Here is a 9,758-nt window from a genome sequence, read left to right as displayed (position 1 = left end):
ATGCGGTGATCAAGTCGGTGGATCCGGGTTTCTGCTGGCAAGGCGCCGGTTCGTCCTCGTACTGGGTCGTACTTGGGCGAACCGGCAACGCCGCCAGCAGGAAGCTGGGCCGCCGAATTAGTTGCCTGATTTCCGGCGCGGAACACTAGATGGTCAGGTCCTCTGCGGACTCCTCCACCGACTCGTCTCCGCCGGTCGCGCCGTACTCGCCGGCCTTCCAGCCGTTGTTGGCGTTGCGGGCGACCTTGCCGGGGTCGGTGTACTGCCCCTTCACGCTGGCCAGTCCGGTCTCGCCAAGCCGCTGCGGGAACGTCTTCACGCCGTCGAGGTCGTCCAGCAGCTTGCCGGCCGCGTCGCCCCGCTCACGGGCGCCCAGCTTCGACTGCATCCGGACGGTCTGTCCGAACGTGCTGCTCGCGGTCCCGGCCTGCTTGAAGAAGTCCTTCGTCCTCGTCATCAGCGTCCTCAGCTTCTCCAGCAGGTCCTTCAGCATGTTCAGGACCTTCTGCAGCTTGCTGACCTGCTTGGTCGCCTTCGCCGTCGTCGTGGCGCCCTTGGCGAACGTGCCGGTCCACGCGGTCGCGATCGAGCCGCCGAACGTCGGTGCGGCCGCCGCCAGCGCGGGGATCCAGATCAGGATCAGCCACTCGGCCAACTCGGTCAGCAGCGCCTTGACGAACTCCTCGATGACGGTCATGACCATGCTCGAGATCTGCAGCAGCTGCGCGATGTCACCGGACTGCCCGGCGGCGCCGCCGATGCCGGTGGCGAACCGCTCCAGCCGGGCCTGGGCCGCGTCCTTCGCCTGCCCCTGCCAGTCCTTCAGCTGCTCCCGCGTGTCCGCGATGAACTTCTCGCCGTACTGCGCGAGCCCCTGGCCGATCTTGTTGAAGTTCGACGCCGCGTTCATCAGTGCGGGACCGTCGCCGCTGACGAAGTGGATCAGGTCCTGCAGCGGCTGCACCACGGTGATCAGGAAGCTGAGCCCCTGCCCGATGAGCCAGCCGAGCGGGTCGGTCGCGATGCCGGACACCGTGTCCTTGCAGGACTGGATGAACGAGACCGCGCCGACGGTCGTGCCGCGCCAGTCACCCGCGTCCATCGCGAGGCCGACGCTGACCGCGCCGCCGACCACGGGCAGGCCGCGCGCGACCTTCTCGCCGTAACCCATCTCCTCGCTGATGGTGATGCCGGAAAGCTGTCCGGTGTGCGTCTCGGCCATCACTTGCCGCCCTTCAGCACGTCGTTGAAGATCTCGGCGATGGCGGTGTCGATGTCCCGGTAGGTCTGGGCGCACGCGGCCATCTTCTCCGCGCCGGCCGCCAGGCCGTCCTTCATGTCGCCGAGCAGGTCGTCGAGGTCGCCGAGCATCTCGGTGTACTTCGACTTGACGAACAGGCCGACGATGCCCCACGACTGGTCGCCGACGTCCGACTGGTTGACGAGGCCGCTGACCTCGCTCGCCAGCGCCATGTCGCCGGACAACTTGCCGGAGTACCCGTCGATGCCCTTGAGGTCGACGTGGAATCCGTCGTCACTCATCAGTCCTCCTCGTGGTCGAAGTCACGGAGGTAGTCGTCGTCGGGACGGCGCACCTTCTCGCGCAGCTCCTCGACGGGGATGCCCGTGACCTCCGCCTGCGTCTCCAGCACCTGGTCGAGCACGGGCCCGCCGGCGTACTCCTCGACGACCGCGGCCTGCTGCCTCGCGGCGTCCGCGACGGCCTCCCGCAGGGTGGCCATCAGCTCGGCGCCGAGCCGCTCCGCGCCGAGGCGCAGCGCGTCCTCGGTGAGCCGGATGTCGAGCACCGAGCCGCCGGGCCCGGCGACGACGGTGACGGACTCGTCGGCGGACAAGGCCCTGACCTCGAGGTTCGCCAGCTCGCCCCGCATGCCGGCCAGGTGCTCGAACCGGTCGTCCATGTTCTTGATCTGGGCCTGGAACTGCTCGAACTCGGACAGCAGCTGGTCGAACTCAGCGGTCATTCACGACTCCCCGACGGTTGGCGTGGCCACGTGACGGCCGATCAGACGCACGCCGACGCGTGATCGTTCCAAGTTGTTTGTCCGAATTGGTCAGACCCGCGCGAGGTGCGTTCTCGCAGGTTGCGAACCTCGCGTCAGCGTCTCGATGTGACACACGCGTACCGTCATGCGTACACTTCGTCCATGACGGTGGACGACTTGGCACGTGTGGGGATTCGGGAACTACGTGACAACCTCAAGGACTACCTGGAGAAGGTCGAGCTCGGTCAGACGATCGAGATCACCAAGAACGGGAGGACGATCGGCATGATCGTGCCCAAACCGAGCGCTGACCCGGTGGACCAACTGGTCGCCGAGGGGCGGCTCCTGCCGCCGCGCAGCGGCAGCAGCACCATCCGCCTGCCGCGACGCGTGCGGCCGTCACCGGGCAGCCCGTCCAGCGCGGAGGTCCTGGACGAGCTGCGGTCGGAGCGGTAAGTGATCTATCTCGACACGTCCGCGCTGGTCAAGTTGGTGATCGAGGAGGTCGAGTCCCCGCATCTCGAACAGTGGCTGGTCTACCAGGAGCAGCCGTTCACGACCAGTGTGCTCGGCAGGGTCGAGATGATCCGGGCATGCCGCCGCATCGACCCCGCCGCCGTGGCGACGGCCAACCTCCTGCTGGCCGACCTCCCGGTCGTCCGCATGACCAGCCTGATCTACGAGACGGCCGAGAACATCGGCCCACCGACCCTCCGCAGCCTCGACGCACTGCATCTGGCAGCGGCATTCGAGATGGGCGAGGCGTTGACCAGCTTCGTCGCCTACGACAAGCGCCTCCGCGACGCAGCCGCACTGGCCAACCTGCCCGTGAACACCCCTGGGGCCTGCTAGAGGAAGGCCGACAGGGCCACGCACACGACCCAGGACACGCCCAGTACCTGCAGCACCCGGTCGCGGAGGGCGATCTCCTCCGGTTCGCCGGCGTTGCCGCCGTCCACGTCGACCGCGTAGCGGAGGACGGCCACCACCATGGGCACGATCGACACGGCCGCCCACACCGAGTTGGTGCCGGTCCGCTGGCGGATCTCGAAGGCCCACAGGGAGTAGGTCATGATCATGATGGCCGCGGACGTGGCCCAGACGAAGCGCAGGTAGCTGGCCGAGTACTTCGACAGTGACGCGCGGATCTTCGCGCCGGTCCGCTCGTACAGGACGATCTCCGCGTACCGCTTGCCCGCCACCATGAACAGCGAGCCGAACGCCGTGACCAGCAGGAACCACTGCGACAGGGGCAGTCCGGCCGCCGCGCCGCCCGCGATGGCCCGGAGCAGGAAGCCCGACGCCACGATGCACAGGTCGATCACCGGCTGGTGTTTCAGGCCGAGGCAGTAGCCGATCTGGACGGCCGCGTACACGCCGATCACCAGGAGCAGACGCCAGCTCGACACCAGGGACACCGCGAACGATGCCAGGAACAGGGCCACCGAGACCCCGTACGCCACCTGGACCGGCACGATGCCGGCCGCGATGGGGCGGTTGCGCTTGGTCGGGTGGGCACGGTCGGCCTCGACGTCGATCGCGTCGTTGATCAGGTAGACGGCGGAGGCGACCAGGCAGAACGCGGCGAACGCGATACCGGCGTCGACCACCACGTCCCAGCGGAACACCGGGTTGGCCGCGTACGCGGCGAACGGGGCCGCCAGCACCAGGACGTTCTTGACCCACTGCCTCGGCCGGGCCGTCCTGACCAACCCGCGGACGAAGCCGCCCGACGACGCCTCAACGACGGGAGGCACCGCAGTGTCCCCTGCGGCGTCGCTCTCCGCCGTACTGCTCAACGCGCCCGCTTCCTCTTCAGCACTCGCCGGACCACGCCGCCGACAGCCGCACCAAGGGTGGCGCCGGCCAGCACGTCACTGGGGTAGTGGACGCCCAGAACCAGCCTCGAGACCAGCATCGGCGGCACCAGCGCCGGCACCAGGTTACGCCCGGTCAACCCCGAGTACACGACCGCCGCCGCCGCCGTCGACGTGGCGTGCGACGACGGGAACGACAGTCTGCTGGGCGTCCTGACCAGCACCTCGACCGAATCGTCCATCGGGCGCTGCCGGCGGACCACCCGCTTCACCGCGATGGACGCGCCGTGTGCGGCGACCACGCCGGCCGCGCTCGCCAGCCAGTCCCGGCGGCGCTTCCGGTCGACCGCCGCGCCGACCAGGCCCACGGCGACCCAGCCGAGGGCGTGCTCGCCGAAATGCGACAACCCACGGGCCGCACGCACGACCGGCGGGCGGCCGATCGCGCGCTGGATCCCGGAAAGCGCCCTGACCTCGATCGACCGCTCCGGCTCGGCCGGCGGCACACTCCGCACGTTCGGCGCACGGTCCGAGACGACCCGCGGCCGGGCCGGAGCAGTCGCGGTCATCAGGCGTCCAGGGAGCCGTCGAGCGGGGCGCCCTCGGTCAGGTGCGGTGCGACCTTGTTGTCGAACACCGACAGCGCCGAGCCGATGGCCATGTGCATGTCGAGGTACTTGTACGTGCCGAGACGGCCGCCGAAGATGATGTTCTTCTCCTTGGCCTCGACCTTCGCCAGCTCGCGGTACCGCTCGAGCTTCTCCCGGTTCTCCGGGGTGTTGATCGGGTAGTACGGCTCGTCGTCGTCCTTCGCGAAGCGCGAGTACTCCCGGAAGATGACCGTCTTGTCGGTCGGGTAGTGCTTGCGCTCCGGGTGGAAGTGCCGGAACTCGATGATCCGGGTGTAGGGCACGTCCTCGTCGTTGGCGTTGACGACCGAGGTGCCCTGGAAGTCACCGGTCTGCACGACCTCGGACTCGAAGTCGACCGTGCGCCAGGTGAACTTGCCGGCCTCGTAGTCGAAGTACCGGTCGAGCGGGCCCGTGTACACCGTGGGAGTGCCCTCGGGGATGTTCTCGCGCACGTCGAAGTAGTCGACGTTCAGCCGGACCTCGATGTTGTGGTGCGCGGCCATCTTCTCCAGCCACGCGGTGTAGCCGTCGACGGGCAGGCCCTCGTAGGTGTCGTTGAAGTACCGGTTGTCGAACGTGTAGCGGACCGGCAGGCGGGTGATGATGTTGGCGCCGAGGTCCTTGGGGTCGTTCTCCCACTGCTTGGCCGTGTACCCGCGGATGAACGCCTCGTAGAGCGGGCGGCCGATCAGCGAGATCGCCTTCTCCTCGAGGTTCTGCGCGTCCTCGGTCCGGAACTCGGACGCCTGCTTGGCGATGAGCTCGCGCGCCTCGTCCGGCGTGTACGACTTGCCGAAGAACTGGTTGATCAGGCCCAGGTTCATCGGGAAGGAGAAGACCTGGTCCTTGACCTTGGCGAACACGCGGTGCTGGTAGTTCGTGAACTCGGTGAACTGGTTGACGTAGTCCCAGACGCGCTTGTTCGACGTGTGGAAGAGGTGCGCACCGTACTTGTGCACCTCGATGCCCGTCTCGGGCTCGGGCTCGGAGTAGGCGTTGCCGCCGATGTGCGGCCGGCGCTCCAGCACCAGGACACGCTTGTTCAGCTTGGTCGCGACCTGCTCGGCGACCGTGAGTCCGAAGAACCCGGAGCCGACGATGACCAGGTCGTAGCCGGAGTAGTTGTCAGAGTTGTTTGCTGGGGCGCTCACGAAATCAGGCTACCGGCGCGGTTCGCGCCCGCCGGCTCCGGTCCCGCCCAGTCACGCTGCGCACACGAGGCCCACGAGCGGTGCACGCACGGTGTCCGTGAACGCCGAAGACCCTCGTACCTTTCCCCCTTGGTACGAGGGCCTTCAACCCCTGGCGTCCCCCTGGTTTCCCCTTCCGGCTTTTCAGCCTCGCCCTTAGTGACGCCTGGGAGCCCCCGAACGTTCCCGTGCGCTGGGTCACTTCGTGCGAATTTCTGGTAAAACCTCGCTGACCACTCGCTCCAGGGTGCTCATGCGTGCCGCGTAGACGCCCTCGTCGCGGGGCCAGTGGCAGACGATGTCGGTGAAGCCCAGCTCCGCGGCGCGCCCGGCGGCCTCGCGGAAGTAGTCCACGCTGGACAGCGCCAGCACCGGTGCCGAGTCCAGGCTCAGGTACCGGTCAAGACTCTCGCTACCAGGCGTTTCCGTGAACGTCCTGGCCAGGCCCGCCACCCCGGCCCACCACTCCTCGACGGTCTCGCCGCCCTTGCCGGTGGTCACCCAGCCCTGGCCGAAGCGGGCGGCGAGCCGCATCGAGCGCGGCCCGTTGGCGGCGACCACGAACGGTATCCGCGGGTGCTGCGCGCAGCCGGGCGCCGAGCGGGCGTCGACGGAGGTGTAGTACTCGCCGGCGATGCTGGTGCGTTCCCGGGTGAGCAGCGAGTCGAGCTGCTCGACGAACTCCTCGTACCGGTCGACCCTGGCCTTCGGGGCGAGCGGCTGGTTGCCGAGGACGAAGTTGTCGTAGCCGCCGGTGCCGCCCGAGCCGACGCCCAGCACGAAGCGGCCGCCGGAGATGTCGTCCATGGCGAGCAGGGACCGGGCGAACGGCACCGGGTGGCGGAAGTTCGGTGACGCGACCAGCGTGCCGAGGCGGATCCGCCTGGTGACGGTCGCGGCCGCGGTCAGGGTGGGCACCGCGTCGAACCACGGGCCGTCGACCAGCGACCGCCAGCCGAGGTGGTCGTAGGTCCAGGCGTGGTCGAAGCCGTAGGACTCGGCCGCACGCCACCGCTGCTCGGCCAGCAGCCACCGGTACTCGGGAAGGATCACGATGCCAACACGCACGAGAGGCACCGTAACCCGTCTCAGTACCGCGGGTAGCCCGGCGGCGGGTACCCGGGCGGGCCGGTGGGCGGGCGGCGGCGCATGGCGCGACCCGTCGCCGGCAGGATCGCGAGCACCGTCCCGACTAGCCACAGCAGCCACGACACCAGCACCATCGCGATGTACTCGCCGCCGTCGTGCGACAGGACCCAGATGATCGCGTAGAGGTAGTACGCGGTGGTCAGCGCGCCGACGATCGCGAGGATCCAGCGCGCGAACTCCAGCCGCGCGAACAACAGGGCCGCGAACAGCAGCGTCGTGCAGGCGACCGACATCGTCACCGAGATGGCGAAGTCGACGTTGCCGGTGGTCTCCTCGGTGAACGCGGCGCCGATCAGCGCCGTCAGCATCGTCAGGCTGTCCGCGGTGCCGTCCCAGCCGACGATCGCGAGCATGAGCGAGATCGCACCGCACACGATGAACACGATCGCGGTGACGTACGCGAGGGCCGTGCTGGGCCGGCCGGGACCGTACGGTGGGTAGCCGGACGGAGGCGGGCCGTACGGCTGGTAACCCTGCGGGCCATACCCCTGTGGTGGGTAGCTCACGAAACGCACCGTAGTGCATTTCGGCCAGGGAGTATGGAGGTGTGGACAAACCCAGGCTCGTCGCCTCCGACGTCGATGGCACCCTGCTGGACCCGGTCGAGCGGATCACCGACCGCATCGCGCGGGTCATCGAGCGGGTACAGGCGGATGATGTCCCTTTTGTCCTTGTCAGCGGACGGCCGCCGCGGTGGATCCCGCGGGTCGCGCGGGCCGCGGGTCTGTCGGGCTACGCGGTGTGCGCGAACGGTGCGGCCGTGTACGACATCGGCGCGGACGAGGTGCTGACGGTGCGGGAGATACCGGCCATCACGCTGATCGACGTGGTCAACGCGGTCAGCGCCGTGCTGCCCGAGGTCCGGGTGGCGGCCGAGCGGACGGTGCTCGGGCGTGCGCAGCCGGACCCGTTCGCGATCGAGGCCGGCTTCCGCAACCCGTGGGGCAACCCGAGCGGTGAGGTCGACGAGCCGGACCTCGCGCCGCGGGCCGAGGTGCTCGGCCGGCCGGCGACCAAGCTGCTGCTGCGGCACCGCGGCATGACGAGCCAGCAGATGGCGAGCGCCGTCGAGAGCCTGCTGGCGGACACGGACCTGGAGATCACCTACTCGTCGAACAGCGGGTTGATCGAGGTCTCGGCGCCGGGGGTGACCAAGGCGTCCGGGCTCGCCTGGGTGTGCGAGGTGCTGGGCGTGCCGGCGGACAAGGTGGTGGCCTTCGGCGACATGCCCAACGACGTGCCGATGGTCACGTGGGCCGGTCATGGCGTCGCGATGGCCAACGCGCACCCCGACCTGCTCGCGGTGGCCGACGAGGTGACGGCGCCGAACTCCGAGGACGGCGTGGCGCAGGTGCTGGAACGCTGGTTCTAGATGAGCAGGCTGACACGCCGGCGACACCACGGAGCTTGTGCGGGAATGTCACGGGCGGCGTGCCATTCTGGCGGGTATGGACCGGACGCTCGTGGTCGTGCGCCACGCGAAGTCGGACTGGCAGCACGACCTCGCCGACGAGGAGCGCCCGCTGGCGCCGCGCGGCAGGCGTGAGGCGCCGCTGATCGGGCCGTGGGTGGCAACCCACGCCGGCGAGCTGGACCTGGTGATCTGCTCGACGGCGGTGCGCGCCAGGCAGACGCTGTCACTGTCCGGTCTGTCCGGTACGGTCAAGCACGACGAGCGGGTGTACGCGGCGAGCTACCAGGACCTGATGTCGGTGGTGGACGAGGTCCCCGACGAGGTGTCGACGCTGGCGCTCGTCGGCCACAACCCGGGCCTGTCCGATCTGGTGCGGATACTGACGAACGAGCCGGTCGAGCTGAAGACGGCCGCGGTCGCGGTGCTGGCGTGGCGGGGCGGCTGGCCGGACGTGTGGTCACGCAGGGCGAGCTTGGTCAGCCACGCGGCGATGCGTGGCTGACCGGTTGTCTGTCGTTACTTGGGGTTCTTGACCTCACGGAGCGCGATGGGTGCGCCCGCGAGGTCCTCGTCGTTGCAGAGGAGCTTCACGTCGTAGTACGGGGAGTCGCCGCTGTCGTCGTAGTCCAGGTGGATGGCGATGACGTCGACCGGTTCGCCCAGCCACTCCTGGGTTCGTCGTAGCCAGGCGGCCGAACGCTCGAGTGCGGTCGGCAGGTCGTCGTCGCGGAACTCGACCGGGCGGTACGGGACGCCGTACACCTGGTCCTCGCGGTGGGCGGGACGGGGAAGGTCGACCGAAACCCCTGCTTCATCGAGGTCGAGCGCGATTGATTGGGGCTGGTCACTAGCGAGCTCACTCACCTTACGACTGTCTCCCAGCCTGTGATCTGCCGCAACCCTTCTAGTGCGTTGTGTCGGTGCCTTGTGGTTCACTGTCTCCTGGTCGTTTTGAGTTCGTGTTCGATCACGCTCGCGAACTATTGCGGGCGCGCGGGTTAGCTCCAGGTTGAGTCGCCGTCTGAACCGGCCAACAGGTCGTCGCAACCGCGGCGGCTTGCACAGCAGTATCAGGAGATATGTAGTGGCACAGGGAACTGTGAAGTGGTTCAACTCCGAGAAGGGCTTCGGCTTCATCGCACCCGACAACGGTGGCGATGACGTCTTCGTCCACTACTCGGAGATTCAGGGCAACGGCTTCCGCAGCCTGGACGAGAACCAGCGCGTGGAGTTCGAGATCGGCCAGGGCCAGAAGGGCCCGCAGGCGACTGGCGTCCGCGCCATCTGATCTCGACAAACGCTGAGTGAGGCCACCGGGTTCACGCCCGGTGGCCTTTCTTGTTGTCGGGATCGGCTCGACCGTGGGTCGCTGTCGGGTCGGCGCCACGTCCGGCAGCGATGCGAGACCGGCACTCGACCCTTCCGGCAGCCGACGCGAGACCGGCCCTTGACGGCCAGGCAAGCTGACGCGAGACCGGCCCTTGACGGCCAGGCAAGCTGACGCGAGACCGGCCCTCGACGGCCAGGCAAGCTGACGCGAGACCGGTACT

The 9,758-nt window shown here is 68.5% G+C and carries 14 protein-coding genes; 5 read left to right on the top strand and 9 right to left on the bottom strand.

Features of this window, described 5'->3' with window-relative positions:
* Nucleotides 1-145: 145 nt before the first annotated feature.
* Genes VET29_RS09790 through VET29_RS09780 form a run of 3 tightly spaced genes read right to left on the bottom strand, consistent with a single transcriptional unit; the run spans nt 146 to nt 1,985 of the window.
* Nucleotides 146-1,222 carry a hypothetical protein gene (locus tag VET29_RS09790; protein ID WP_324917913.1) on the bottom strand — a complete coding sequence of 359 codons (1,077 nt, stop codon included), beginning with the start codon at nt 1,220-1,222 and terminating at the stop codon, nt 146-148.
* Complete coding sequence (locus VET29_RS09785) at nt 1,222-1,542, bottom strand: ESX-1 secretion-associated protein (RefSeq protein ID WP_324917910.1); 321 nt, start codon at nt 1,540-1,542, stop codon at nt 1,222-1,224. Before VET29_RS09785 ends, VET29_RS09790 begins: the two co-directional genes overlap by 1 nt.
* Nucleotides 1,542-1,985: a YbaB/EbfC family nucleoid-associated protein gene (locus tag VET29_RS09780; RefSeq protein WP_324917907.1), complete on the bottom strand. Its 444-nt coding sequence runs from the start codon at nt 1,983-1,985 to the stop codon at nt 1,542-1,544. The genes VET29_RS09785 and VET29_RS09780 overlap by 1 nt, the downstream gene beginning before the upstream one ends.
* Before the next feature lie 183 nt (nt 1,986-2,168).
* Between VET29_RS09780 and VET29_RS09775 the strand changes: the two genes are divergently transcribed.
* Together VET29_RS09775 and VET29_RS09770 are read left to right on the top strand one after the other, a co-directional pair.
* On the top strand, nt 2,169-2,462 hold the full coding sequence (locus VET29_RS09775; RefSeq protein WP_324917904.1) for a type II toxin-antitoxin system prevent-host-death family antitoxin: 294 nt from the start codon (nt 2,169-2,171) through the stop codon (nt 2,460-2,462).
* Complete coding sequence (locus tag VET29_RS09770; protein ID WP_324917901.1) at nt 2,463-2,858, top strand: type II toxin-antitoxin system VapC family toxin; 396 nt, start codon at nt 2,463-2,465, stop codon at nt 2,856-2,858.
* On the opposite strand, the gene VET29_RS09765 is transcribed toward VET29_RS09770, so the two are convergent.
* The 5 genes from VET29_RS09765 to VET29_RS09745 form a co-directional block, all read right to left on the bottom strand.
* Nucleotides 2,855-3,805, bottom strand: coding sequence for a decaprenyl-phosphate phosphoribosyltransferase (locus tag VET29_RS09765; protein WP_414636474.1), 951 nt, complete (start codon nt 3,803-3,805; stop codon nt 2,855-2,857). The two genes, VET29_RS09770 and VET29_RS09765, sit on opposite strands and share 4 nt — an antisense overlap.
* Nucleotides 3,802-4,392, bottom strand: a complete 591-nt coding sequence (locus tag VET29_RS09760; protein ID WP_414636473.1) for a phosphatase PAP2 family protein — start codon at nt 4,390-4,392, stop codon at nt 3,802-3,804. Before VET29_RS09760 ends, VET29_RS09765 begins: the two co-directional genes overlap by 4 nt.
* Nucleotides 4,392-5,606 (bottom strand): UDP-galactopyranose mutase, encoded by a 1,215-nt coding sequence (glf, locus tag VET29_RS09755; RefSeq protein WP_324917895.1) that lies wholly within the window; start codon nt 5,604-5,606, stop codon nt 4,392-4,394. The genes VET29_RS09760 and glf overlap by 1 nt, the downstream gene beginning before the upstream one ends.
* Nucleotides 5,607-5,843: 237 nt before the next feature.
* A complete protein-coding gene (locus VET29_RS09750) occupies nt 5,844-6,713 on the bottom strand; it encodes an LLM class flavin-dependent oxidoreductase (RefSeq protein WP_324917892.1) in 870 nt (289 codons plus the stop codon).
* Nucleotides 6,714-6,733: 20 nt separating this feature from the next.
* Nucleotides 6,734-7,300, bottom strand: a complete 567-nt coding sequence (locus tag VET29_RS09745; protein ID WP_324917889.1) for a hypothetical protein — start codon at nt 7,298-7,300, stop codon at nt 6,734-6,736.
* 41 nt (nt 7,301-7,341) lie between these two features.
* Between VET29_RS09745 and VET29_RS09740 the strand changes: the two genes are divergently transcribed.
* Entirely contained in the window at nt 7,342-8,166 is an 825-nt protein-coding gene (locus VET29_RS09740; protein WP_324917886.1) for an HAD family hydrolase, read from the top strand.
* A 76-nt stretch (nt 8,167-8,242) separates the two neighbouring features.
* A complete protein-coding gene (locus VET29_RS09735; RefSeq protein WP_324917881.1) occupies nt 8,243-8,710 on the top strand; it encodes a SixA phosphatase family protein in 468 nt (155 codons plus the stop codon).
* A gap of 14 nt (nt 8,711-8,724) precedes the next feature.
* Here VET29_RS09735 and VET29_RS09730 read toward each other — a convergent pair whose 3' ends face one another.
* Entirely contained in the window at nt 8,725-9,072 is a 348-nt protein-coding gene (locus VET29_RS09730; protein ID WP_324917878.1) for a hypothetical protein, read from the bottom strand.
* 220 nt (nt 9,073-9,292) lie between these two features.
* On the opposite strand from VET29_RS09730, the gene VET29_RS09725 reads away from it, so the two are divergent.
* Nucleotides 9,293-9,496, top strand: a complete 204-nt coding sequence (locus VET29_RS09725) for a cold-shock protein (protein ID WP_324917875.1) — start codon at nt 9,293-9,295, stop codon at nt 9,494-9,496.
* Nucleotides 9,497-9,758 lie beyond the last annotated feature (262 nt).

Source organism: Actinophytocola sp., assembly GCF_035634895.1.
Classification (GTDB): domain Bacteria; phylum Actinomycetota; class Actinomycetes; order Mycobacteriales; family Pseudonocardiaceae; genus Actinophytocola.
The sequence above is the reverse complement of the archived record's forward strand: the minus strand, read 5'-3'. Positions and strand labels throughout refer to the sequence as shown.

Excerpts from the sequence above, each read along its gene's own strand:
- VET29_RS09790 (WP_324917913.1), bottom strand. The coding sequence starts at position 1,222 with ATGGCCGAGACGCACACCGGACAGCTTTCCGGCATCACCATCAGCGAG.
- VET29_RS09785 (WP_324917910.1), bottom strand. The coding sequence starts at position 1,542 with ATGAGTGACGACGGATTCCACGTCGACCTCAAGGGCATCGACGGGTAC.
- VET29_RS09780 (WP_324917907.1), bottom strand. The coding sequence starts at position 1,985 with ATGACCGCTGAGTTCGACCAGCTGCTGTCCGAGTTCGAGCAGTTCCAG.
- VET29_RS09775 (WP_324917904.1), top strand. The coding sequence starts at position 2,169 with ATGACGGTGGACGACTTGGCACGTGTGGGGATTCGGGAACTACGTGAC.
- VET29_RS09760 (WP_414636473.1), bottom strand. The coding sequence starts at position 4,392 with ATGACCGCGACTGCTCCGGCCCGGCCGCGGGTCGTCTCGGACCGTGCG.
- VET29_RS09735 (WP_324917881.1), top strand. The coding sequence starts at position 8,243 with ATGGACCGGACGCTCGTGGTCGTGCGCCACGCGAAGTCGGACTGGCAG.